The 22,617-nt window shown below is 62.5% G+C and carries 21 protein-coding genes and 1 pseudogene; 9 read left to right on the forward strand and 13 right to left on the reverse strand.

Annotated elements, in window-relative coordinates:
• The first annotated feature begins 84 nt into the window (after window positions 1-84).
• Entirely contained in the window at window positions 85-897 is an 813-nt protein-coding gene (locus ABIG06_RS10210) for an SDR family oxidoreductase (RefSeq protein WP_370136115.1), read from the forward strand.
• A 1,644-nt stretch (window positions 898-2,541) separates the two neighbouring features.
• On the opposite strand, the gene ABIG06_RS10215 is transcribed toward ABIG06_RS10210, so the two are convergent.
• Window positions 2,542-3,204: a helix-turn-helix domain-containing protein gene (locus tag ABIG06_RS10215; RefSeq protein ID WP_370136117.1), complete on the reverse strand. Its 663-nt coding sequence runs from the start codon at window positions 3,202-3,204 to the stop codon at window positions 2,542-2,544.
• 1,288 nt (window positions 3,205-4,492) lie between these two features.
• Here ABIG06_RS10215 and ABIG06_RS10220 point away from each other — a divergent pair.
• Window positions 4,493-5,479, forward strand: a complete 987-nt coding sequence (locus ABIG06_RS10220; protein WP_370136121.1) for an AraC family transcriptional regulator — start codon at window positions 4,493-4,495, stop codon at window positions 5,477-5,479.
• A 336-nt stretch (window positions 5,480-5,815) separates the two neighbouring features.
• Here the strand turns inward: ABIG06_RS10220 and boxB are convergent, their stop codons facing one another.
• The 4 genes from boxB to ABIG06_RS10240 form a co-directional block, all read right to left on the reverse strand.
• Window positions 5,816-7,267 (reverse strand): benzoyl-CoA 2,3-epoxidase subunit BoxB, encoded by a 1,452-nt coding sequence (gene boxB / locus ABIG06_RS10225; RefSeq protein WP_370136123.1) that lies wholly within the window; start codon window positions 7,265-7,267, stop codon window positions 5,816-5,818.
• A gap of 145 nt (window positions 7,268-7,412) precedes the next feature.
• A complete protein-coding gene (gene boxC / locus ABIG06_RS10230) occupies window positions 7,413-9,101 on the reverse strand; it encodes a 2,3-epoxybenzoyl-CoA dihydrolase (RefSeq protein WP_370136126.1) in 1,689 nt (562 codons plus the stop codon).
• 132 nt (window positions 9,102-9,233) lie between these two features.
• Window positions 9,234-10,052 carry an alpha/beta fold hydrolase gene (locus ABIG06_RS10235; protein WP_370136129.1) on the reverse strand — a complete coding sequence of 273 codons (819 nt, stop codon included), beginning with the start codon at window positions 10,050-10,052 and terminating at the stop codon, window positions 9,234-9,236.
• Window positions 10,053-10,289: 237 nt separating this feature from the next.
• Window positions 10,290-11,831: a benzoate-CoA ligase family protein gene (locus ABIG06_RS10240; protein ID WP_370136132.1), complete on the reverse strand. Its 1,542-nt coding sequence runs from the start codon at window positions 11,829-11,831 to the stop codon at window positions 10,290-10,292.
• 136 nt (window positions 11,832-11,967) lie between these two features.
• Here ABIG06_RS10240 and ABIG06_RS10245 point away from each other — a divergent pair, with 136 nt between their 5' ends.
• The 5 genes from ABIG06_RS10245 (at window position 11,968) to ABIG06_RS10265 (ending at window position 15,555) form a co-directional block, all read left to right on the forward strand.
• Window positions 11,968-12,876, forward strand: coding sequence for a helix-turn-helix transcriptional regulator (locus tag ABIG06_RS10245; protein ID WP_370136135.1), 909 nt, complete (start codon window positions 11,968-11,970; stop codon window positions 12,874-12,876).
• Between the two features lie 13 nt (window positions 12,877-12,889).
• The gene (locus tag ABIG06_RS10250) at window positions 12,890-13,285 is read left to right on the forward strand and encodes a group II truncated hemoglobin (RefSeq protein WP_124163870.1); all 396 of its coding nucleotides are present in this window, start codon (window positions 12,890-12,892) and stop codon (window positions 13,283-13,285) included.
• 99 nt (window positions 13,286-13,384) lie between these two features.
• Entirely contained in the window at window positions 13,385-14,080 is a 696-nt protein-coding gene (locus ABIG06_RS10255) for a transglutaminase-like domain-containing protein (RefSeq protein ID WP_370136138.1), read from the forward strand.
• A gap of 61 nt (window positions 14,081-14,141) precedes the next feature.
• Window positions 14,142-14,969 carry a helix-turn-helix domain-containing protein gene (locus tag ABIG06_RS10260; protein ID WP_370136139.1) on the forward strand — a complete coding sequence of 276 codons (828 nt, stop codon included), beginning with the start codon at window positions 14,142-14,144 and terminating at the stop codon, window positions 14,967-14,969.
• 151 nt (window positions 14,970-15,120) lie between these two features.
• A complete protein-coding gene (locus ABIG06_RS10265) occupies window positions 15,121-15,555 on the forward strand; it encodes a VOC family protein (protein ID WP_370136141.1) in 435 nt (144 codons plus the stop codon).
• A 92-nt stretch (window positions 15,556-15,647) separates the two neighbouring features.
• On the opposite strand, the gene ABIG06_RS10270 is transcribed toward ABIG06_RS10265, so the two are convergent.
• Window positions 15,648-15,980, reverse strand: coding sequence for a PRC-barrel domain-containing protein (locus ABIG06_RS10270; RefSeq protein WP_370136144.1), 333 nt, complete (start codon window positions 15,978-15,980; stop codon window positions 15,648-15,650).
• A 221-nt stretch (window positions 15,981-16,201) separates the two neighbouring features.
• On the opposite strand from ABIG06_RS10270, the pseudogene ABIG06_RS10275 reads away from it, so the two are divergent.
• Window positions 16,202-16,387 (forward strand): annotated as a pseudogene (locus ABIG06_RS10275) (glutamine synthetase); the annotation flags it as partial.
• Window positions 16,388-16,745: 358 nt separating this feature from the next.
• On the opposite strand, the gene ABIG06_RS10280 reads toward ABIG06_RS10275, so the two are convergent.
• From ABIG06_RS10280 to ABIG06_RS10310, 7 genes are all read right to left on the reverse strand, one after another.
• Window positions 16,746-17,459: an ABC transporter ATP-binding protein gene (locus ABIG06_RS10280; protein WP_370136147.1), complete on the reverse strand. Its 714-nt coding sequence runs from the start codon at window positions 17,457-17,459 to the stop codon at window positions 16,746-16,748.
• On the reverse strand, window positions 17,452-18,219 hold the full coding sequence (locus tag ABIG06_RS10285; protein WP_370136150.1) for an ABC transporter ATP-binding protein: 768 nt from the start codon (window positions 18,217-18,219) through the stop codon (window positions 17,452-17,454). Before ABIG06_RS10285 ends, ABIG06_RS10280 begins: the two co-directional genes overlap by 8 nt.
• Window positions 18,212-19,156: a branched-chain amino acid ABC transporter permease gene (locus ABIG06_RS10290; RefSeq protein WP_370136153.1), complete on the reverse strand. Its 945-nt coding sequence runs from the start codon at window positions 19,154-19,156 to the stop codon at window positions 18,212-18,214. Before ABIG06_RS10290 ends, ABIG06_RS10285 begins: the two co-directional genes overlap by 8 nt.
• Complete coding sequence (locus tag ABIG06_RS10295; RefSeq protein ID WP_036042790.1) at window positions 19,153-20,070, reverse strand: branched-chain amino acid ABC transporter permease; 918 nt, start codon at window positions 20,068-20,070, stop codon at window positions 19,153-19,155. The genes ABIG06_RS10290 and ABIG06_RS10295 overlap by 4 nt, the downstream gene beginning before the upstream one ends.
• Window positions 20,071-20,358: 288 nt before the next feature.
• Window positions 20,359-20,577, reverse strand: a complete 219-nt coding sequence (locus ABIG06_RS10300; RefSeq protein ID WP_124163877.1) for a hypothetical protein — start codon at window positions 20,575-20,577, stop codon at window positions 20,359-20,361.
• Window position 20,578: 1 nt separating this feature from the next.
• Window positions 20,579-21,238 carry an acyl-homoserine-lactone synthase gene (locus tag ABIG06_RS10305; protein ID WP_370136156.1) on the reverse strand — a complete coding sequence of 220 codons (660 nt, stop codon included), beginning with the start codon at window positions 21,236-21,238 and terminating at the stop codon, window positions 20,579-20,581.
• A gap of 82 nt (window positions 21,239-21,320) precedes the next feature.
• Window positions 21,321-22,049 carry a helix-turn-helix transcriptional regulator gene (locus ABIG06_RS10310; protein WP_124163879.1) on the reverse strand — a complete coding sequence of 243 codons (729 nt, stop codon included), beginning with the start codon at window positions 22,047-22,049 and terminating at the stop codon, window positions 21,321-21,323.
• Between the two features lie 163 nt (window positions 22,050-22,212).
• Here ABIG06_RS10310 and ABIG06_RS10315 point away from each other — a divergent pair, with 163 nt between their 5' ends.
• Complete coding sequence (locus ABIG06_RS10315; RefSeq protein WP_370136158.1) at window positions 22,213-22,392, forward strand: hypothetical protein; 180 nt, start codon at window positions 22,213-22,215, stop codon at window positions 22,390-22,392.
• Window positions 22,393-22,617: the final 225 nt, after the last annotated feature.

Here is a 22,617-nt window from a genome sequence, read left to right on the forward strand (position 1 = left end):
CCTCGCTCCCGCGTCATCCAAGCGGGCCTTCCTTGACTCCCCTCCTTGCCCCGCTCACAACCAGCGCCAACCAAGGGAGGCACCATGTTCAACGATCTGTTCTCGCTCAAAGGCCGTATCGCGCTGGTGACCGGCGGCTCGCGCGGCATCGGCAAGATGATCGCCGCGGGATTTCTCAGCGCCGGGGCGGCAAAGGTCTACATCACCGCGCGCAAGGCCGGGCCGTGCGAAGCCACCGCGAAAGAGCTCACTGCGCGATATGACGGCGAATGCATCGCGCTTCCGATCGACATGTCCACGGTCGCCGGCTGCGAGCTGCTGGCGAGCGAATTCAGGAAGCGCGAATCCAGGCTCGACATCCTCGTCAACAATGCGGGCGCGGCCTGGGGCGCGGAGTTCGACGAATTTCCGGAGAGCGGCTGGGACAAGGTGATGAATCTGAATTTGAAGTCGCCGTTCTTCCTGATCAAGGCTCTGGCGCCCACGCTGCGCGCGTCGGCAAGCGCGGAACGGCCGGCGAAGGTGATCAACATCGCCTCGATCGACGGCATCTTCGTCAATCCGGGCGAGACCTATTCCTATGCCGCGAGCAAGGCCGGGCTGATCCATCTGACGCGGCGCATGGCGGTGAAGCTCATCCCCGACCACATCGTGGTCACAGCGATCGCGCCGGGCCCGTTCAAGTCCGACATGAACCGCGCCGCCCGCGACCACGCCGACGAGGTGGCGACGCGCGTCCCCGTGGGCCGCATCGGCACCGACGAGGACATGGCGGGCGCCGCGATCTATCTCGCCTCGCGCGCGGGAGATTACGTGGTGGGGGCGACCATCGCGGTCGACGGCGGCATCGTCTATGCGAATGCGGGAATCAAGGGCAGCGGGTGGGACAGCGATTGATCCGGCGAGACTCCGAACCAAAATGTCGAAAACAACCCCATGCACAGTAGAAAGGCTCTTGATCGGCAAGGGATTTTCGAGCGACACAGGCGACGACGATTGCAGCCGCGATTCGGTTGACACGTCGAGCAAAACAGGTGTCGAGCTGGGGCGTGTACTCATCCTCATCGATGCAGGCACAGCGACGTCCGCTTTCCGCTCGAAAACGCATTGGCGTCCCCAGATGCGCGTGTCCGCTAAGGGCCCACAAGCAGAAGGGACGACTTCGGTTCACTATTCAGCGGTTGAAGGGAGAAGCCCACCGTCCGTCGGGAAATGGGTCCGGCACGGGACCCCATCGACTTGGTTGTCGTTCGCGGTGGATCCGAGAGCTCCTGGATTCTTGCTTAGCGGTGCGTTGCGATGGAGGCGGACAGACAGGGCGCGCGGCTCACGACTTCGAAGGTGTTTCGAAGCATGAGGTGCCGAGCGCAATGCATGCGGACCGCGCACCTTTCGCTCTGCTTTTTCGACTAAACCTCGAAGATCTTCCAACTCTGCGAGCTCAGAACTGAGCTTGCTAAGTCGTTGGGCATAAAGCATTGACCGAGAGCTTCGCATAAATGTTCTCCCCAGCACAAATTGGTAATATCGGCTTTCAATAAGATCAGGCTCACTGGTTCAGCGAGGGATGACGCTTTCGAACGCCTGCAACGACGCGATTCTAATTTCTGATGGCATCAGAAACCTTGCACGGCTTAAGACCGCGAAACCAGCCTTTGATCTCCTCGGACCTCATAGGATCTTTAACAGCGCCCACTGAATGGCGAGACGACACGGTATTAGGGCATCCGACACACACCGTCAGCTCAAAGGCGCACCAATTCTCTGCGGGAGATTTGGATAAATGCCTGAAGCACCTAACCCAAGGTGGCTCGGATATGCCCATACGTTCCTCAATCCTTACCGGTCTGCGCCGGAGTTCTACGGTTTTTCCTGCGAACGATCGCTGTTGCAGGCTACTTGCAAGCCATGGCATGCGCGGCAGTCAGGACAAGATTCCCGCACCTTCTCGATGGCACGGCGACCTAGATCGATCGGGTTCTCTCGGCCGTCAGCCGCCGCGGCCAAAATCCTCTGGGCGAGGCACGCCATCAAGGAAGGCGTCCGTGTTGCTTCGGGCATAGTCTTTGCAGCGTCCGCCAGAACGCCCCGCAATACGGCGCGAGGATAACTTTGCGACCAATCGCTCTTCGTCAGCACCATCGGCTCCTCCACAGGCAGACTACTTAAAACGAGAGTTTTCTGTTGAGCTTCTCACGGATTCATACGGTAGGCGTGTGCGATGTAGAACGATCCTCAACGGCCAAATTCTGCAGACATTGCTCAGATTTTGATTCACACTGGCTGATCTAGATCACAATCATCACTTGATTGGGATTTGCTACTCGGCACATGACATGACGAGGGGCCCGTTTGATTTGGATCATGGACCTTCCGGAATACCCGCTCAGCCAGTCGCCGGTGGTTCGCACCCGCGCTTCGGATGAAGGACGAATGCGCTGTTTGCGGTGTCTGGAGCAACTGGATCTAAGGGCGCCAAACTGGCCGACTTTACGGTTGTCGGACAACGTGACGAGGTAGGCTGCGGGCCAATACCAGTAGTCAGGCATCCAGCCTTGCAAGTTCGTCGCGGTCGAGCAGTTCGACCCGTCGCTGGGTCGCCCCGCCTAAACGCAAGAGATTCTGGTCTCGCAATATGGAAAGGGCGCGAGAGACGGTTTCCAGCGTCAGCCCGAGATAGTCGCCGATGTCGCGGCGGTTCATCGGCAAGATCATCATGTTGGGGTGATCCTGCCGCTGGTCCATTTCAAGCAGGAATGCCGCCACCTTCTCCAGCGATGTCTTCCGGCCCAGCAGCAGCATGCGGTTCTCGGCGTGCTGGAGGTTTTGCGTGACGAAACCGATGAGGTTCATTGCACCCTTCTCTCGGCTTGTCATCGCGTCTAGCACGTTGCGTCGCCGCGTGATCCGCACTGTCGTTTCAATGATCGCTGCCGCATTGAAGCGATGCGTTGCCCCGTTTTCAAAACCAAACATGTCCCCGGGTAGATGAAACGAGTTGATATGACGACGACCATCGGGAAGCATTTTGCAAGTACGCACCGCGCCGGAGGTGATCTGGTAGACGTACTCCGCGTCCTCGCCTTCGCCGAAAATCTCCATGCCCCGACGGTATTTGAACTCGCTGCAGAAAGCGCGCTCGCCCGTCAGTGCTGCAAGATGTCCGTCGCTGGGACAGCTTGCCGGGTTGATCCGCACCAGCATTCGGGTTCTCCCTTTTTTCTCGCCAGAGTACGGAACTCGGAGTGGCCGGATTTGAAGTAGCGCAACTTTGGCGGGCCCAGGTATTTGCATGTAGGTCGCACGGCCAACACGGCCCTCCGGGGCAAAAATGAGCCAGGCCTTGGGGAAACTGACGGCTCACGGGTAGGGCTGGTAGTTGGAGGACTACGCAGTATGCACATACGCCTGCAACGAAACCGCATATTGATCAGGGCAATTCACGTGGGCAGCTCGCCTAGCAGAGGCCTCGCGTCGCTCTGAACTAAGGTCGCCACGGGCCAAAACGAGACATCACACTGATGGCGAGCTCCAGCAAAGGTGCTTCGAGCCAAGGCGCGCAGATATTCGAGCTTGGCTTGTAGCTCCAGGAGCTCGTTATTCAATTCACGCCTCCGTTCACCCGCAGGACATTTCGCGATCAAGCGCGCAGTCCGAACGAGTGAGATGTCGAGAAGGAGTATGGCGCGCCGAACATCTCCTTCCAAGTCGGGTCGAGGGCGCGTGCCTGGAAACTGCACTACGTTGTACATAGCTAATCTCTGACACTAGGTTACCAAGTATTTCGCCGTCCTGATCAACTCGACCCGCTGTTCAGGTTCGGGAAGTTTGGCCAATTCAGCTGCAAGACGGTCGAGTATTCTGCTGCGCATTTCCGGGTGCCTTTCCCTGCTTAATCGTTCTCTGAGCTGGCTGACGTTTGGAGTAGCCAGGAGAGTATCGTCCACCGCGCAACCCACGTCGCTTCTCCCTTTCGGATCACCAAGAATGCTAAGCAAGTTCGGGCCACAGCGAACAGCCCTCCAAAATCGCTCCGCTAAGTGTGCTAAGTTAAGCAGCGCGAAGCGCTCACCGTTAAAGTTGCGAAAAAATGGACCGTCGAAAAAAATTCGACGGTCAGTGTTTCGTTCGGTGCAGCTTGGGGAAGCCATGGGCGGTGGCCAAAGCCGTCAGCGGACGAAATGAAAATATTATAGTTAGGTCATCGAAAGCTGTTAGGTTTAGCCAAGTCCGTAGGAACACTGCTATTCACTGCTGAGAACGCAGGCGCGCTCTTGCAGAACTCGCAAGGCCCCAGAGCCGGATGTTGTATGAGCACCCCGCTCCATCCCGTAAGCATCTCTTACCTGCTATGCCGGCGCAACGATTTCTCATGGCCCAATTCTGCAATCATTGCTCAATTTCGGCATCGAAGCACTTCTTGATCCAGATCAGTGCCAAATGCGTTTCCTGATCAGAAAATCACCAATTGATCCGGCTTCGCGATTGTCAAATGGATGAAATCGATTACCCGCTTAACCGCTCTCCGGTCGTCCGTACACGCAACCCCGAAGAGATGAGGGATGCGCTGCGCACGGTCTATGGGGCAACCGGTTTTTCTGTCGCGAATTCAATCGATTTCGAGGGAGTGGCAAATTACCTGGTATTGCCCCATACCGGGCTCGGCTTTTGTGGATATGCTGCCAAAACGATCGTCGATTTTCCCGAAGGCGATTTTGCAAGACTCCAAGTCGGTCTCAAGGGGAAAGCGGGCGTCATTTTAGACACCGCGACGACGGTGCCCGTGGACGAGCAGCACCTCGGTATCACCCCGCCGGGGCAGCCGAGTACCATCATATTCGAAGCCGGGTTTGAGCAGTTAATCCTTCGTATCAAAACGGCTGCGCTCGATAGGGCGTTAGCAACACTCCTCGGTGCGCCACCTCGTGGGACGCTGTTGTTCAACCCCACCGCGCCGCCGAAGCAGCCTGCGGCCCATCTGTTGCGTCAGCTGACCATGTTCTTGGCCGACCAGCTGAATTCAACGGCAGCGCAGCTCCCTAAACCGGCGCTGATCGAGCTCGAGCAAGCGCTCATCATGACGTTCCTCTCGGCTCAGAGACACAACTACACGGAACTGTTGGAGAGTCCCGCCACCGAGCCAGCGCCTCTCGCAGTCCGCTTGGCCGAGGAATATATCGAAGCAAATTGGGCTCGTGCTGTTCTCGTCGAGGAGTTGGCAGCAAAAACGAACACCAGCATCCGCAGTCTTTATGCAGCTTTCAAGAAGAATCGCGGATATTCGCCGATGCAATTTGCAAAGTCCGTGCGGCTCCGACGCGCCAGGCAAATGCTCCTGGAAGGAAATCCGAGAACATCAGTGTCTCAGATCGCCTTCAAATGCGGCTTTGCGAATCTGGGCCATTTCGCCAACGACTTCCGGAAAATGTTCGGAGAACTTCCATCGGAGGTCTTCGCGCGGGGACGGCGTTTGAAATAGCAGCTTGTCAGCTAAGGGTCCGCAAGCTGACGTTCTCGCAGCTCTCGGATATGCCCGCTCCATTTTCCGAAACCGGACGTCACGCGTCTAGGAGTGCGCGTCCTAGACTCCTCCACGTCACGCGCCGCTCGGCTCGGACAAGCGAACGAGGTGAGCGCAGATCCTGGACCCCCAGCCACGGGTCAGCGTGTGACAGGAGGTCCCACTCCGAGCCCTCGGCGAACTCCTTCCTGTGGGTATGGTCCTCGATCTGCGCAAAGGCCTGGCAATGCGATGCGTTGCCAGGCCTTTGCTTGTCCGGGACGACACTGAGAGTGTAGAGCAGCGTCGCAGCCGTTACGACTCGATCTTCACATACTCGAAATCGCCGGGCTTGTTGTCGATGCCGACCTTCGGCGGCGAGATCCAGGAGGCGAACTGGCCGATCTCGGTGACGGGCTGCATCAGGGAGGTGATGAAGTCGCCGTCGCTGGCGGACGGCAGCCACTCGTCCTTGCGCTTGGCCCAGGTGGCGTCGTCGATCAGGATGCCGTCGGGCGTTGCGTGCACGTTCTTGAACTCGCCGATGTGGCGGTGGAAGGCGACGTTGGGCAGAGTCAGCTTGAAATCGTAGCCCGCGGTCGAGATCACCTTGTTCCAGCGCAGCATTCCCTTGACGCAGTCCTGGCTGTAGTCGTCGCGCAGGCGCATGTTGAGCGCGGTCAGCGCCGGCTCGTCGACCAACTTGACCTCGCCGTTGATCAGCTTGAGCACCGGATAGGTGGAGTTCTTGAGCTGGTGATCGTCCTCGATCTGGGTCTCGTGGTAACGGCCCTTGATGCCGGCGTTGAAGGCGTTGGCCGCGTTGGTCGAGACTTCGGAGCCGAACAGGTCGAGCGACAGCGTATAGTGCAGGTTCAGCTTCTTCTGGATGGTCGGCAGGTCGATCACCCCCAACGCGCGGACCTTGGCAATGTCGGTCGGGTCGGTGATGCCGGCCGCCTTCATCGCATCGCAGGTGCGCTGCACGACGCGGGTGATGCCGGTCTCGCCGACGAACATGTGATGCGCTTCCTCCGTCAGCATGAAGCGGCAGGTGCGCGACAAGGGATCGAAGCCCGACTGCGCCAGCGAATGCAGCTGCATCTTGCCGTCGCGGTCGGTGAAGTAGGTGAACATGAAGAACGACAGCCAGTCCGGAGTCGCCTCGTTGAAGGCGCCCAGCATGCGCGGCGCGTCGGCGTCGCCGGAGCGGCGGCGCAAGAGATCGTCGGCTTCCTCGCGGCCGTCGCGGCCGAAATATTTCTGGAGCAGATAGACCATCGCCCAGAGATGACGGCCTTCCTCGACATTGACCTGGAACAGGTTGCGCATGTCGTAGAGCGAGGGCGCGGTCTTGCCGAGATGGCGCTGCTGCTCGACCGAGGCCGGCTCGGTGTCGCCCTGGATCACGATCAGGCGGCGCAGCATGGCGCGATGCTCGCCCGGGACTTCCTGCCAGGCCGGCTCGCCATAGTGCTCACCAAACGGCACGACGCGGTTTTCCTCCTGCGGCGCAAGCAGAATGCCCCAGCGATATTCGGGCATGCGGACATAATCGAACTTGGCCCAGCCGCGCGGATCGACCGAATAGGCCGTGCGCAAATAGACCAGCGATTCCTGGAAACCTTCCGGCCCCATGTCGCTCCACCAGTCCATGTAGCCGGGGTGCCAGCCCTCCAGCGCTTTGAGCACCTGGCGGTCTTCGGCGAGGTTCACGTTGTTCGGGATCTTGGTCGAGTAGTCGACGTTCATGATGTTCATGTTCATGGCCGTGCTCCTTGTTTCCTGTCCCGGACGCTGCGCAGCGCGAAGCGGTGCGCTGCTGAGCCGAGACCCAACTGTCTCGTCCTTCTGGGTCCCGGTTCTGCGCAGCGTCACTTCGTGCCGCAGCTCGCCCGGGACACGCACCTCGTCACACCCGCGTCATATCGAATTTCGGTTTCTGGCCGCTGCCGTAGCGACGCAGCGCGCCTTCCTCGCCGACGGCGTTCGGACGCTGGAAGATCCAGTTCTGCCAGGCGGTGAGGCGGGCGAATATCTTCGATTCCATCGTCTCGGGGCCGACGAAGCGCAGGCTCGCTTCCATGCCGGTGAGGCTGTCGGGCGAGAAGCTGGCGCGCTCCTCGAGGAACACGCGGACCTCGTCGTCCCAGTCGATGTCGTCGAGCGCGAAGGTGACGAGGCCGAGCTCTTCGGCCTGCTCCGCGTCGAGCGCAGTGCCGAGCGTGGCTTCCGCGCGCTCGACGTCGGACGGATCGGCCTGGAAGCGCGATTGCAGCCGTGTCAGGCCATGGCTCATCGGATATGGGCCGAAATTCATGGCGGACAGCTCGATCGAGGGCGGCGGGCGGTTGTCGCCCTGACGCGCGCCGATCAGCATGTAGGAGCGGTCGGCGGCAAACACGAGCTCGGCGAGCGTGCCGGCAAAGCAGGAGCCGGGCTCGACCAGCGTCACCAGCGTGCGCGAGGTGACGTCGATGCGTTTGAGCACGCGCTTCCAGTAATGCCTGATCTCGTTGACCAGCCAGTGCGCCTTGTTGGCTTCGAGGAAGGCATCGCAGGCGAGCACATGGGCGCGCTCGCCATGGCTCTTGAACACCAGCATGGCGATCTCGAGTTCGTTAATACGCAGATGCAGGATGGCGTCATCGAGCTCGCGCGCAACCTGGAGCGGCCAGAACGAGGCGCCTTGCGCCATCATGCCGTCGATGTCGGCCGGCGGCGCGGCCTCCGGGGCCTTGATCGAGATGGTGGCGATCCGCGCCGCGCGATCGATGTCGACGGTGACGAAGCCATAGCGGATGCTGTTTTGGTCGATCACGCGCTTGAGCGGCGTCAGCGCGATCCCCTTGCCGCTGCCGTTGCGCTTCGAGGCCGCGGCGAATTCCTTGGCGCGCTCGGCGATCCTGGCTTCGAGCTTGGAGTTCGGCGCGATCTCGTCGACGAGGCGCCACTGCACCGCGCGCTTGCCCTTCACACCCTCCTCGATGGTGCAGAAGAAGTCAGCGTGGTCGCGGCGCACCTTGCGCTTGTCGACCACACGCGTGAGACCACCGGTGCCGGGCAACACGGCGAGCAGCGGCACTTCGGGCAGCGCAACGGCGGACGAGCCGTCGTCGGCGAGGATGATGTGATCGGTCGCAAGCGCGAGCTCGTAGCCGCCGCCGGCGGCAGAGCCGTTCACCACGGCGATGAAGCGCTGGCCGGAATTCTCGGACGAATCTTCCATGCCGTTGCGGGTCTCGTTGGTGAATTTGCAGAAGTTCACCTTGTGCGCGTGGGTCGAGCCGGCAAGCATGCGGATGTTGGCCCCGGCGCAGAACACGCGGTTCTTGGCCGAGCGCATCACCACAACCTTCACCTCGGGATGCTCGAAGCGCAGGCGCTGGAGCGCGTCAGCGAGCTCGATATCGACACCGAGGTCGTAGGAGTTGAGCTTGAGCAGGTAGCCCTCGAAGAGGCCGCCATTCTCGTCGACGTCCATGGTCAGCGTCGCGACGTCGCCTTCGACCGCGAGCTTCCAATGCCTGTAGCGGGACGGTTCGGTCTGGAAATCGATGAATGTCGCGCCGCCTGCGAGGCGCCGATCTTCCCCGGCCATGAATCATCCCTGAGCTTGAATTGTGCGTTCTGGCTTGTGCGTTAGATGCACAATAGTGCATCTTTTCGGACGCGTCTAGTCCTCAACTGCCATAGCATGCACTTTGTTTCATGAGGAGTCGTTTTGCTGCCATTACGCGGCGCGGCCTCGCAGGCCCTGATCGTCGCGCAGGGCCGCTCGTGCGAATTGCTCGATCGCCTCCAGCGTCGCCGCCGGCACCTCGCGATGCGGAGAATGCCCCGCGCCTGAGATGATCTTCACGTCGACCGGGCAGTAGCACTCCTCCTGCGCGATCTCGACCTGACGGAGCGTTCCGTATTGGTCGTCCGCACCCTGCACGACCAGAACGGGGACGCGGATGTAGGCGAGGTAGTCGGAGATGTCCCAATCGCGGAATTTGGGATCGAGCCAGGCGCCGTTCCAGCCATAGAAGGCATTGTCGACGTCCCTGTGCCAGCGTGCCAGTTTTGCCTTGAGGTCCGTGGTCTCAAGCGTCGTCTTGATCGCGGCGATGGATTTGATCGAGATGTCCTCGACGATGAAATGCGGCGCGATCAGCACGAGTCCGTTCAGGCGATGATCCTGATGCGCCCCGGCATAGATCGTCGCGATCGAGGCGCCGTCAGAATGGCCGAGCAGGAGGCCCCGTTTGAAGCCGATCGCATCGAGCAGCTTCGGCAGCACGTCCAGCGCCTCGCGCTGCATGTAGTCGAGCGGCCGCGGCAGCGCGACCGGACTGGACTGGCCGTAACCCGCGCGTGAATAGGCGAAAATGCCGGCGCCGGTGGCTTGCTGTAGCTTCTCCGGGAAGTCGCCCCAGAGGCCGACCGAGCCGAGACCTTCGTGCAGCATGATAATGGTGGGGGCGTCGGCGGCCTCAGGCGCGAGCCATTTGTATTCGAGGCTGGCGCCATCGATGCTGAGGAAGCCTGTGGGGGTGAGGTTGGTCATGCTGTCGCTCTGCTTCGCTGGATGAGCTCGAGATATTTGCGCGCACTCGGTCGTTCCCTCCCCCTTGTGGGGAGGGCTAGGAGGGGGGTGCCACACGGGGACTGGCGGTGTGACGAAGAACATTTGGCGCAACTGCGGAAACCTTTTGCTGGGCTACCCCCTCCCCTGCCCTCCCCCACAAGGGGGGAGGGAGCGCGGCGGAGGTCTCGGTGACGGCAGTGCGCGGCATCAGCAAACTCAATGCGTCCCCTCCCGCAATTTGAACCGCTGGATCTTCCCCGTCGCGGTCTTGGGCAGGGACTCCACCACGTCGATCCAGCGCGGATATTTCCACGGGCCGATCTTCTGCTTGACGTGCTCCTTGAGCGTCTCCTGCAAGTCCGTCGTCTTCGCGCCCGGACGCAGCACGACGAAAGCCTTCGGCTTCAACAGGCCCTCCGGATCGGCCTCGGGCACGACAGCGGCTTCCAGCACCGCCGGATGGGTGATCAGCGCGCTCTCGACCTCGAAGGGTGAGACCCAGATGCCGGAGACTTTGAACATGTCGTCGGCGCGGCCGCAGAAGGTGTAGCGGCCCTCCGAGTCGCGGACGTATTTGTCGCCGGTGCGGGTCCATGGTCCCTCGAAGGTGCGGCGGCTCTTGTGACGCTGATTCCAGTAGCCTTCGCCGGCGGAGGGCGCGTCGACCAGGAGCTCGCCGACCTCGCCGTCCGCGACGTCCTGGCCGGCCTCGTTGACGAGCCGCACCGCATAGCCGGGCACCGGCTTGCCGGAGGAGCCGTATTTGATGTCGCCGGGCGCGTTCGACAGAAAGATGTGCAACAGCTCGGTCGAGCCGACGCCATCGAGAATGTCGACACCGAAGCGCTTCTTCCAGCTGTGGCCGACGGATTCCGGCAGCGCCTCGCCGGCGGAGGTGCAGATGCGCAAGGCCTTGCCGCCGCGCTCGCTCTTCATCGTCTCGTCGTTGAGCATGGCCGCGAACAGGGTCGGCACGCCGTAGAAGATCGACGGGTTGTAGCGGTTCATCAGGTCGAACATGCGGGCCGGCGTCGGACGCTCGCTATTGAGGATCACGCTGGCGCCGACCGACATCGGGAAGGTCAGCGCATTGCCGAGGCCGTAGGCGAAGAACAATTTTGCCGCTGACAGGCAGACATCGCTCTCGCGGATGCCGAGCACCTGCGTGGCATAGGTGTCCGCCGTCGCCTGCAAATTCGAGTGCAGATGGCGCACGCCCTTGGGCATGCCGGTCGAGCCCGACGAGTAGAGCCAGAACGCCGGCTCATCCGGGTGGGTCGCCGCGGTGGTGAACTGATCGCTCTCGCCGGCAATCTCTTCGGCCAGTTGCTTGTGGCCGTTCTGCTTGGCGCCGGAGACCACGACATGCTCGAGATCGGGCATGCGGCCGACGACGTCCCTGATGACGGGATAGAGCGCTTCGGACACGAACAGCACCCGTGCGCGGCAGTCGGCGAGAATGTAGGCGTATTGGTCGGCGGTCAAAAGCGTGTTGAGCGGCACCGGCACGATTCCGGCGCGGATCGCGCCCAGGAACACGATCGGGAAATCGATCGTATCCAGCATGATCATCGCCACGCGCTCCTCGCGGCGGACGCCAAGCCGGCGCAACATGTTGGCGGCGCGCCGGGTTTCGCGCGCGAGCTCGCCATAGCTGAGCCGCGAGACCGTGTCGTCGAAGGCGAGCTTGCTGCCGCGGCCTTCCTCGACGTTACGGTCGAGCAGCCAGGTCACCGCGTTGTAGGACCCCTCGCTCACGGACATCTCCCCCGAATTTAGAATTATAATTCATAGAAAGACACCACGCCGACTTGCTGTCAATGCCATCAGGCATTATGTTTCATTAAAACGCGCCGCAGGACTCTTGTAAACAGGACCCCTGTAAAGAAGGCTCATGACCGAAAGTCCCGACGCCGAATCCCGCTTCCTCGAACAGCTCGGCCAGCGTGTGCGCACCATGCGCGCATTGCGGGGCATGTCGCGCAAGGTGCTCGCCAAGGTATCGGGGATCTCGGAGCGCTACATCGCGCAGCTCGAAAGCGGCAAGGGCAACGTCTCGATCGTGCTGCTACGCCGCGTCTCCGACGCGATGGGCGCGCATCTCGAAGATTTGCTGCCCAGCGCCGATCCAACGCCGGACTGGCAGATGTTTCGCGACCTCCTGCGCAAGGCAACGCCCGCGCAGATCGCGCAGGCCAAGGATCTGCTCGCCGGCGGCAGCGCCTCCGCGCCGCGCCGCGCGCCATTCTGCGGCATCGCGCTGATCGGCCTGCGCGGCGCCGGCAAGTCGACACTTGGGCGGATGCTGGCGAAGAAGATCGGCTGGAGCTTCGTCGAGCTCAACAAGGAGGTCGAGCAGCAGAACGGGCTTTCGGTCGCCGAGATCATCGCGCTGTACGGCCAGGAAGGCTTCCGCCGCATGGAGCAGGCGGCGCTGCAACAGCTGCTTGCGCGCAACGAGCTGATGGTGCTGGCGACCGGCGGCGGCATCGTCTCCGAGCCGCTGACCTTCGACCAGGTGCTGTCCTCGTTCTACACGATCTGGCTGAAGGCCGAACCCGAGGAGCACATGGCTCGCGTCCGCCGCCAGGGCGATCTGCGCCCGATGGCGGACGATCGCTCCGCAATGGCGGAGCTGCGCAACATCCTGCTCAGCCGCGAGCCGCTGTATTCGCGCGCGACGGCGGTGGTGGATACGGCAGGACTGAGCGTCGATGCCGCTGCCGCGCGATTGATCGACGCGGTGCGGCCCGTGCTGCAGAACGAGGCCCGCAGCTTCGGCCTGCGCAGCGTCGCGCTTTGAGCTCCGTCCTCGCATGACCAGTATCGACGCGACCATCTCCCTGTTCGATCGGATCGGCGGGAGCGCCACGATCGACGCCCTCGTCGACCGCTTCTACGAGCGCATGGACATGCTGCCGGAAGCGAAAGGCATCCGCGCGATGCATGCGGACGACCTCGGTCTGATCCGGGACGTCTTGAAGCGCTACCTCACCGAATGGACGGGCGGCCCGAAGCTCTATTCCCCAGAGAAGGGCCATCCGCGATTGCGGCAGCGGCACATCGGCTTTGCGATCGGTGATGCCGAGCGCGATGCGTGGATGCTCTGCATGCGCGGAGCGCTGGAGGAGACGGTGATTGATATCGCCGCGCGCCAGGATCTCGACCGCGCAATGTCGGGCCTCGCCGACTGGATGCGCAACCGGCCTTGATACGGCAGCGCCTCCACGCAAGTCGAGGACGCGCCCATGCTCTCGCGCAATGCATTGCTTGAATTGAGTTCCGGACATATCGCCTGCTAAGCTCTCGAGATGACCGACACCCTCCCCGATACCATCCGCCGTCTCTACACCGATCCCGGTGAGTACATCGACAGCGATCATCCCGCCGTGCAGCAATTCGCGAAAGACGCGGTGCGCGCGGATGCGAGCGCGCGTGAGAAGGCCAGCGTGCTCTACAAGGCGGTGCGCGACGGCATTCGCTACAACCCCTATGTCAGCATGCGCGTCGCCGAGACCTTTCGGGCCTCGAGCGTGCTCGCCGCCGGGCAAGGCTATTGCGTCGGCAAGGCTGCGCTCTATGCGGCCGCCTGCCGCGTCCACGGCATTCCCGCCCGGGTCGGCTTTGCCGACGTGAGGAACCATCTCACCACCGAGAAGCTGCGCGCGAGCATGGGCACCGACATCTTCACCTGGCACGGCTTCACGGAAGTGTTCGTCGACGGAGCCTGGCGCAAGGCGACGCCGACGTTCAACGACACGCTCTGCGCCAAGGTCGGCGTGAGCCCGCTCGATTTCGACGGCCACACCGATGCGCTGCTGCACCCCTTCGACGGCGAAGGCCGAGCCTATATGCAATATGTCAATGACCGCGGCAGCTATCACGACGTTCCGGCGAAGTTCCTGATGCGCGAGATGGCACGTGACTACGCCAACATGCAGGGCGAGGATCTGTCCGGCCGCGACATGGAACGTGAGGCGGAAGCGCGGCAGAGCACGGTGCCGTAGCGATACACCTGGACGGGCGCCATCGCGACGCTATGCTGCGCGCGAACGAGCGAGACGCGCGATGGACGCACCTGCCGATGTCATCCGCCGATCTGCCTCCCCACGCCTTGCGCGGCTGGTCTCCAGCATCTCGTTCTACCGCGAGCGCGGCCTCGGCCTGGCCGCCTTCCGCCACGCCGCGCCGCTTGCGCTTCCTCTGCTGGTGAACCTGGGGACGCCCTTCCGTATTGCGCTCGGGCACCAGCCGGATGCTGCCGACGCTCGACTGAGTTTCGCGGCGGGTCTCTTTCCTGGGCCGGTCCTGATCGAGTCCGACGGCCGCGCCGAATGCGTTCAGGTCGATTTCACGCCGCTCGGGGCGTATCGCTTCTTCGGAGGAGCCGTGCCCGATCTGACCGCCCGCATGATCGGCCTTGACGACATTCTGGGACGCGATGGTGAGAACCTCCGCGCCAGGGTGGCCGAGGCGGTCGGCTGGCAGCGACGATTCGAGATCGTGGAAGACTTCGTGCTTCGCCGCGCAGTCCACGAGCCTTCGCCAGCGGTCGCTTTCGCCCTGGAGACGCTCTGGGGACGCGCAGGCGCGGTCAGGATCGCCGACATCGCCTCCGACATCGGCTGGAGCCGCAAGCATCTCACGCGTCGCTTCCACAACGAGATCGGCGTTCCGCCAAAGACGCTGGCACAGATGCTGCGCTTTCATCGGGCCTGTGCGCTTGCCCGGACGGACGGCACAGGCGGCTGGGCCGCAATTGCAGCAGACGCCGGCTATGCGGACCAGGCGCATCTTGCTCGCGATTTCCGGATATTCAGCGGCGAGACGCCGACCGGATGGGCCGCGCGGCTCGATGTCGTCGATCCACGCCTGATGCGGGACGGCGGGGGCTAGCGCCAGGACGGCGCCACGACGGCGCCACGACAGCGCGAGGCAACGATCAGGTCCCATTTGTTCAAGCCGGCCGCCATGATCCGAACTAGGGTCGGCGTCGCAATAGGCTTGCCAGGACTTGCGCCGAACTTGCACGAACTCGGAGGGTTTCATGAACCAGCGGAACGGCTACGAAGCGCCGCGCCTCTACCACACGATGCGCTGCAAGGATGCGGAGGCGATGATCGACTGGCTGAAGAACGTTCTCGGCTTCGCCGAACGCGTGGTGTACCGCAAGGAGGGCACGGTCATTCACGCCGAGCTGGCGTTCGGATCGTCGATCCTCATGCTGGGCGCGCATCGCGACGACGCCTACGCCAAGCGGGTTGGTGACATCAGCGGCCGGCGGACGGATGCCGTCTATCTGGCCGTAGATGATCCAGACGCGCTCTATGAGAAGGTGAAAGCCGCTGGCGCAAAGATCGAAATGGAGCCTTACACAACCGATTATGGCAGCCGCGATTTCGCCGCGCGCGATCCGGAGGGCGGCCTCTGGAGCTTTGGCACCTATTGGCCCAAAGTCGGCGAACAGCCGCTCGCCGGATAGCCGGACGATCACGTCAGACGCGGCTCGATGGCCGCGGCTCGGGCCCAGCCGGTCCGGTGCCGAGGATGCGGGCTGCCAGACGGGCTTACTCGCTAGACCGACCAGTAGTGCGGATGCGGGTAGGACCGCGAACGGTCGCCCCAGTCGAACGCATCGCCATCGAACTCGCACGGGCCGCTACTGAGTTCGTCCAACGTCAACTCGATCTGGAACGCCTCGCGCCTTGGGTCGTATTTCAGCGCGCTCCACTGGAGGGGATAGTGATGATGGGTGCCAAGCAGTCCACCGGTCTTGATCACGGCATAGGCGACCATTCCACTCATCTTGTCGAGCATCAGCCGTTCGATCGTGCCGAGCTTCGTACCGTCGCGTCCATAGACGGCGACACGCTCCACGCGATCACTGGGAACCATGGTATGATTCATGGCGTCCTCCCTGTTCTCTCATGCCTTGAATCCATTATAGCACCGGCTTCGAGACAACGGGAATGCAGCTACAGAAATTGCGACCGCAGTGACGCCGCCCCCTCCCGCAGCACCGGCAGGAGACGATCGATCGATTCCTGCGCCGGCAGGCGATCGACATGGGCGCCCATGTTGACGGCGGCGACAATGACGCCGTCATAGCGGCGCACCGGAACCGAGAGCGAGGGCCGCCATTGCCGAAATCGCTGCGCGATGCCGTCGCCGGACTGAAAGACGACCCGTTCTTCCGCGACAAGCTCGGAGCTGAATTCGTCGACTACTACACCCACATCAAGAACACCGAGATCGATCGCCTCCTATCCGAGGTCACCGACTGGGAGCATCGCGAGTATTTCGATGTGCTTTGAGCAAGTCCGGCTCGATCCGGCACCGATGGCTTACTTCGGCCAGCTCGAACCGGTGCATTGCTTCACGCTCCCGTGAGGCGACTTCATCCGGACTGTTCCGACGACATCGGGCCGGCACCGAACGAAGCCATTTTCCTCATCCCGCGAAAACCGCCGGAAAGACACACAGCCTAAAACTGCACCCCATGATCAACAGCGGAGTTCGGTCATGTGGGATCAACTTTTCAGCCTGATCTATCGCCTGTCCTGTCGGACCACCCTGATCGAGATCGGGACGCATCGCCTCACGCGTTAGCCGCTGGTGCGTGCACATCAGGTAAGACGGATTGACCAAATGATGACGGCGCTGGAGCGGGCTTCAAATACCGAGATATTTGTGCTGCAGATCCGGCGCGGCCATGAGTTCGTCGGAAGTGCCGCTCCAAACCGTCTTGCCGCGCTCGATGATGTAGTGGCGGTCGCAGATCCGGGCGAGATGGTCGACGTTCTTGTCGACGACCAGGATCGACTGTCCACGGTTCTTGAGCAGCGACAGGCAGCTCCAAATTTCTTCGCGGATCAGTGGCGCAAGGCCCTCGGTTGCTTCGTCCAGGATGAGAAGCTTCGGATTGGTCATCAATGCGCGGCCGATTGCGAGCATCTGCTGCTCGCCGCCGGAGAGCTGGTTGCCCATGTTGGAGGCGCGCTCGGCAAGGCGGGGAAACATCACGTAGATCGCAGCCAGCGTCCACGGATTGCTGCTACCGAAGCGGTCCGCGGCGGCCGCGACCAGGTTTTCGCGCACCGTGAGGTTCGGGAAGATCTGACGCCCCTCGGGAACAAGGCCTACGCCGAGCTTTGCAATCCTGTAGGACGGAAGCTGTCGCACCTCGGCGCCAGCGAAACGGATCGCGCCCGCGCGTGCCGGCGTCAGACCCATGATCGAGCGGATGGTGGTGGTCTTGCCCATGCCGTTGCGGCCCATCAGCGAGACCATCTCACCCGGCTTGATCGACAGCGACAGGCCGAACAGCACCTGGGACAGGCCGTAGCAGGTCTCGATGCCGTCGACGTCGAGCAATGTGTCAGCCATGATGCGTCACCACATGCTGATCACCGAGATAGGCGCGCTTGACGTCCTCGTTCTGGCGGATCGCGGCCGGATCGCCGGAGGCGATGACGCGGCCATAGACCAGCACCGAAATGCGGTCGGCCAGTGCGAACACCGCCGGCATGTCGTGCTCGACCAGCACGATCGACACTTCCTTGCGCAGCTCCTGGAGCAGCTTCACCATGCGCTGGGATTCGGTGACGCCGAGGCCGGCCATCGGCTCATCCAGCAGCAGCAATTTCGGCTTGCTCGCGAGCGCAACTGCCAGCTCGAGCTCGCGCCGCTCGCCATGGCTGAGCCTGTTCACCACGACGTCGGCGCGATGGGCGAGACCGACGCGATCCAGCGCCGCATGGGCGGCATCGCGCAGGCCCTTCTCCTTGCGCGCGTTGGCGAAGAAGCGGAACGACGTTCCGGCATGCGCCTGGGCCGCCAGCGCGACATTGTCGGCGGCCGTGAAATCGAGCAGCAGCGAGGTGATCTGGAACGAACGGGCGAGCCCGAGCGCACAGCGGCGATAGGCCGGCAGATAGGTGATGTCGCGGCCGCCGAGCAAAACGCTGCCCGAATGCGGGGAAAGATGCCCGGTGAGCTGGCTGATCAGCGTGGTCTTGCCGGCGCCGTTCGGGCCGATGATGGCGTGCAGCTCGCCTGCCGCGACGTCGAGCGAGACGTGATCCGTCGCGATGATGCCGCCGAAGCGACGCACCAGGTTGTCGACCCGGAGCAAGGGTTCAGCCACGGCCAGCCCTCCCCAGCGCGCCCATGATGCCGCCGCGGCCGAACAGGACGATCAGCAGCAGCAGCGGGCCCATGATCAGCGCCCAATATTCGGTGATCTGCGACAGGAGCTCTTCGAGCAACAGGAACACCACGGCGCCCATGACGGGGCCGAACAGCGTTCCCATGCCGCCCAGGATCACCATCACCATGAGGTCGCCGGAACGCGTCCAGTACATCACGGCCGGGCTGATGAAATCGGTGTTGTTGGCGAGCAGCGCCCCGGCCAGGCCGCACATGGTGCCTGATATGACGAAGCAGACCAGCTGGTAGCGCTTGGCCGGGAAGCCGATCGCCTGCATGCGCTGCTCGTTGGAGCGCAGGCCCTGCAAGACGAGGCCGAAGCGCGAATTGACGATGCGCCAGATCAGGAAGATGATGCCGAACAGGCAGGCAAGACAGAGATAGTAGAACTGCACGCGATTGCCGAGATCGATCAGGCCGGAGAAGTCGCTGCGCTTGTAGATGGTGAGGCCGTCGTCGCCGCCGTAACGCGCCAGCCCCGAGGCGACGTAATAGGCCATCTGGGCGAAGGCAAGCGTGATCATGATGAAGTAGACGCCGCGCGTGCGAAGCGAGAGCGCGCCGATCACGAGGGCATAAATCGCCGACGCCGCGAGCGCGACCGGGAACTGGATGAAGCCGCTTCCGACGCCTTCCTGCGCGAGCATGCCTACGGCGTAGCCGCCGATGCCGAGATAGGCGGCGTGACCAAAGCTCATCATGCCGCCAAAACCCATGATCAGGTTGAGGCTCGCAGCCGCCAGCGCCAGGATGATGATGCGGGTGAACAGCGTCAGGATGAAGATGTTGCCGGAGAGCTGCGAATAGAGCGGCAGCAGCACGAGGCCCGCCAGCAAAAGGACCGTGACGGCCTTGCTCACTGTGAAAGCCTTCATCGACGATTGGCCGGAAACAGCCCCTCCGGCCGCACCACCAGCACGATCGCCATCAGGAGATAGATCAGCATGGACGACAGCGCCGGCGCGGCGGTGGACGCTGCGGCGCCGCTCAGAACCTGCCGCAACAGGTTCGGCAGGAAGGCGCGGCCGAGCGTGTCGATCATGCCGACGAAGATCGCGGCGAGAAACGCGCCGCGGATCGAGCCGATGCCGCCGATCACGATGATGACGAAGGCGAGGATCAGGATGTTCTCGCCCATGCCGATTTGCACGGTGAGGATCGGCGCCTGCATCAGGCCGGCCAGGCCCGCGAGCGCGGCTCCCAAACCGAACACCAGCGTGTAGAGCAGCTTGATGTTGATGCCGAGCGCACCGATCATCTCGCGATTGGAGGCGCCGGCCCGGATCAGCATGCCGATGCGGGTGCGCATCACGCCGAGATAGAGCAGGAGCGCGACCAGCAGCGCCACCACGATGATGGCGAGACGATAGGCGGGATAGTGAATGCCGGGCAGGATCGGCACCGGCACGGTGAGCCAGGCCGGCAGCGGCAGCGCAAGGCCGGCCGGCCCCCAGATCAGCCGCACGGCTTCGTTGAAGAACAGGATCAGGCCGAAGGTCGCGAGCACATGGTCGAGATGGTCGCGGCCATAGAGATGCCGCAGCGCCGTCACCTCCAGCACGATACCGAGCACCAGCGTGGCCCCGAGCGCCATCAGTGCGCCGAGCAGGAAGCTGCCGGTCCAGGCCGCAAAGGTCGCGGCGAAATAGGCGCCCATCATGTAGAGCGAGCCGTGCGCGAGGTTGACGAGATCCATGATCCCGAACACCAGCGTCAGGCCGGCGGCGAGCAGGAACAACAGCAAGCCAAACTGCAATCCGTTCAAGAACTGTTCGACGACGAGCAGCATCAAGACTCTTTCAGGCGCAGGTAGCGTCGCGCCGATGTTCGAACAATGTCGCCATCAGTGAAAGAGCTCCCCCGCCTCTCCAAGGCCGAAAAATGGGTAATGGCAGTATCGTTCCGAGGCAAGAGCGATTCGACACCAAACATGCACTTTGTTGCATGCCGATGCATGCGATCGAAATCGACCTTGCAAGAAGATTGCCGCGCAGGCTGGGGCAACCTGCCGCACCCAAACGAGCACCCTCTCGCCGGCGGGCGGAAGAGAGGGTGCAAGACGGAATGCAGGAGAAGTCTAGTGGGACGTCATCTGCCGGGGCAGATCATCGGGTTCGGCGAGCCCGTTGTTGGCCGTCGTGGCCTCGAGCGCTGCCATCCGGAACAGATAGGCGAGCGTCGCCAACCCGGCGTCTTCCGCCATCTGCGCCAGTTCGAGCGCCATATCGGACATGTAGCCGAGATTTTCGTCGTTCGTTTGCGCCATGATCTGGCTGTCCCGCATCATGTTCGACATCTCAGGCGCTCTTTCGTTGCGCGGCAGCGAAGCCGCAGAGGTTGGCACGGGCGACGGCGTTCAGACGCGGGCCGTCTTGCTGCACGACGAAGGCCATGCCGATACGATCATGCAGGGCCTCGAGAGTCTCGCGGCGAATATCGATGGTCGCTGCCATGGTCCATGCGTCCTCCACCAGGGCCGGCAGGCCGAGCGGCGTGACGACGAACCCGGCCTCGTGGAAGCGCGGCAACCACCACGTCTCCATGATCGCGCTGACCTGCGCGATTCCCTGATCGAGGCAGAACTCCTGCACCGCCGCCATCAGTTGCAAGTTGAGCGTGCCGTCGCGGCGATCGCGCACGACGAAGTAGCGCGACCATTCCCAGACCAGCGGATCCGCCGGACAGCCGCGGACCGCCGCCAGATGCGGGAACACCTCGCTCATCATCGAAGGCTTGGTGGTCGGGTAGAGCCGGTGACCGCCGACGACGCGGCGCCCTTCCAGCGCCAGCAGATAGACGGTGTCCTCGTCATCATAGGAATCGATCTCGCGGCCATCCGGCCTGCGCAGCGTCTCCCAGCGTCGCTCCTCGACGAAAATGTCGTGACGCAGCCGGAAATGCTGCTCGATGACGTCCTCATAGAGGTGGCGATTCGCCGAGGAAATTGCGTGAATCATGAAAACCCCCATTGATCTTCAATGGAGGCAGACTCCGCGAAAAGACGCAGATTCGATATTGGGAAATTTCCCAGTGAGGCGCCTAGGGAGCGATGATCTTATTGCGAATCGCCAGCGCCACCGCATGCGTACGGTTGACGGCGCCGAGCTTGCGCGCGGCAGTTGCAAGATGCTCTTCGGCGGTGCGCTGCGTGATGTGCAGAATCTCGCCGATTTCCCAGGCCGATTTCCCCTGCGAAGCCCAGGCGATCGCCTCGCGTTCGCGCGGAGTGAGGCGCGTCGACGGGTGCGGCACCGGCTCGAGCAGACGACGAATGTGATCGAAGCCGTACATGGCCATCAAGTGCAGCGCCGGCTTGCTGCGGGGATTGAGGTCGAGATGGACGCCGCCAAGCGACACCGCGGCCTCATAGCCGGTCAGCCCGTGGATCGGCACGATGAATCCGCGCGACATGCGAAACTCGCTGGCGCGGTTCATCACCTCGGCCGCATGCGGCTCGAGTTCCGCATCATAGGGGGCTTCCGACCACTCGAACGGATTGACCGACTGCCGGCAGAGCCGCACCACGGGATCGAAGCGGTCGTAATTGTTCTCGGTGTAGAGGCTGAACCAGCCCGCCGGCCAGCGCTTGGCCAGCACCATCTGTGCAAACCGCTGGTCGGGGTTCGGCAATCCCGTCACGATGATGGTTTCGAAGCCGAAGCGGCCAAACGCCGCTTCGAGCGCGTTCATGGCGGCTGGTACCTCGCGGTAGGTCTGCAGACCTTCAATGAAGTCGAGCGCCTCCCGGCCATATTCTACGGCGGACATCGGTGCGTTTCCTGACCCTCGCCGCTTCCGTATAGCACGTATCTGCGAACTGCCTCAAATCGCTTGGCCGTAGTTTCCCGGTGCTCGTCTGCTCCGAAGATTTAAACTACTTGTGGCAGAATTTGCGCCACGATACGCCTGAAGCGTCCGAAGCGGGAAACCAATGATGGAAGACGAGGACATCGCCCTCAACACCGTGCTCGGCCTGGAATTGAACCGCGTGTTTTTTGCCGTCCGCGAAACGGTGAACAAGCAGAAGATCATCGAGCTCGCGCGTGAGGTGCTGCAAAGAGAGCGCGCGGAGGCGGCCGAGAGCGTATTGCCGGAGGGACCGGCGAGCTAGCCATCGCAGTTGCAACAAACGACGCCGATGCAACAGATCGCGCGGCGACGCGGCCCTTCCATTTGAACGCGCAGATCCAATCGAAACACTCAAACCGGGAAGTTCTTCGTCTTCTCCTGCTGGAGAAGATTGAAGTACCTAGCCGCACCCTCGTGCCCGGGCTCGGCGCAGCGTCTCCTCTGCGACGCTGCGCTGCAGCGCCGGAACACGAGAGCGACCGTCCCC

Origin of the sequence: Bradyrhizobium sp. USDA 326 (assembly GCF_049739485.1) — a bacterium.
GTDB lineage: Bacteria > Pseudomonadota > Alphaproteobacteria > Rhizobiales > Xanthobacteraceae > Bradyrhizobium.

Coding starts and splice junctions, on each gene's coding strand:
- ABIG06_RS10210 (WP_370136115.1), top strand. CDS start 85: ATGTTCAACGATCTGTTCTCGCTCAAAGGCCGTATCGCGCTGGTGACC.
- ABIG06_RS10215 (WP_370136117.1), bottom strand. CDS start 3,204: ATGCTGGTGCGGATCAACCCGGCAAGCTGTCCCAGCGACGGACATCTT.
- ABIG06_RS10220 (WP_370136121.1), top strand. CDS start 4,493: ATGGATGAAATCGATTACCCGCTTAACCGCTCTCCGGTCGTCCGTACA.
- boxB (WP_370136123.1), bottom strand. CDS start 7,267: ATGAACATGAACATCATGAACGTCGACTACTCGACCAAGATCCCGAAC.
- boxC (WP_370136126.1), bottom strand. CDS start 9,101: ATGGCCGGGGAAGATCGGCGCCTCGCAGGCGGCGCGACATTCATCGAT.
- ABIG06_RS10235 (WP_370136129.1), bottom strand. CDS start 10,052: ATGACCAACCTCACCCCCACAGGCTTCCTCAGCATCGATGGCGCCAGC.
- ABIG06_RS10245 (WP_370136135.1), top strand. CDS start 11,968: ATGACCGAAAGTCCCGACGCCGAATCCCGCTTCCTCGAACAGCTCGGC.
- ABIG06_RS10250 (WP_124163870.1), top strand. CDS start 12,890: ATGACCAGTATCGACGCGACCATCTCCCTGTTCGATCGGATCGGCGGG.
- ABIG06_RS10255 (WP_370136138.1), top strand. CDS start 13,385: ATGACCGACACCCTCCCCGATACCATCCGCCGTCTCTACACCGATCCC.
- ABIG06_RS10260 (WP_370136139.1), top strand. CDS start 14,142: ATGGACGCACCTGCCGATGTCATCCGCCGATCTGCCTCCCCACGCCTT.
- ABIG06_RS10265 (WP_370136141.1), top strand. CDS start 15,121: ATGAACCAGCGGAACGGCTACGAAGCGCCGCGCCTCTACCACACGATG.
- ABIG06_RS10270 (WP_370136144.1), bottom strand. CDS start 15,980: ATGAATCATACCATGGTTCCCAGTGATCGCGTGGAGCGTGTCGCCGTC.
- ABIG06_RS10280 (WP_370136147.1), bottom strand. CDS start 17,459: ATGGCTGACACATTGCTCGACGTCGACGGCATCGAGACCTGCTACGGC.
- ABIG06_RS10290 (WP_370136153.1), bottom strand. CDS start 19,156: ATGAAGGCTTTCACAGTGAGCAAGGCCGTCACGGTCCTTTTGCTGGCG.
- ABIG06_RS10295 (WP_036042790.1), bottom strand. CDS start 20,070: ATGCTGCTCGTCGTCGAACAGTTCTTGAACGGATTGCAGTTTGGCTTG.
- ABIG06_RS10300 (WP_124163877.1), bottom strand. CDS start 20,577: ATGTCGAACATGATGCGGGACAGCCAGATCATGGCGCAAACGAACGAC.
- ABIG06_RS10305 (WP_370136156.1), bottom strand. CDS start 21,238: ATGATTCACGCAATTTCCTCGGCGAATCGCCACCTCTATGAGGACGTC.
- ABIG06_RS10310 (WP_124163879.1), bottom strand. CDS start 22,049: ATGTCCGCCGTAGAATATGGCCGGGAGGCGCTCGACTTCATTGAAGGT.
- ABIG06_RS10315 (WP_370136158.1), top strand. CDS start 22,213: ATGATGGAAGACGAGGACATCGCCCTCAACACCGTGCTCGGCCTGGAA.